Here is a 285-nt window from a genome sequence, read left to right as displayed (position 1 = left end):
GACTGAAGTACTTCCCTCGGTATAATTCCCAGTTATCAGCCATTTACCATTTTTGGGAGCAGCCAGATACACAGGATTTTCGCCTCCACTTTTTTGGCTATTGATAAAAGTCAGTGTCTTTGTCCGGGGATTAAACTCGAAACTGCTTATGCTTCCTGCACCTTTAGTTTTACTTTCAGTACAGGCAAAAAGATATTTTTTGTTGGGGGACAAAGTCAGAAATGCTGGATTTAAAATTCCCTTAACAGATGTTACTTTTGATAGTTTACCTTTAATGGTATCCAG

Annotated in this window: 1 protein-coding gene; it reads right to left on the bottom strand. The window is 38.6% G+C overall.

The annotated features are described in order from the left end of the window. The coding region (locus SCA31_RS22995; RefSeq protein WP_410699352.1) for a lactonase family protein at nt 1-285 on the bottom strand (285 nt) is incomplete at both ends.

The sequence above is a fragment of the Chryseobacterium sp. SIMBA_028 genome, from assembly GCF_046535285.1.
Classification (GTDB): Bacteria; Bacteroidota; Bacteroidia; order Flavobacteriales; family Weeksellaceae; genus Chryseobacterium.
Note: the sequence above shows the minus strand (reverse complement) of the source record. Positions and strands in the feature narration are given on the sequence as shown.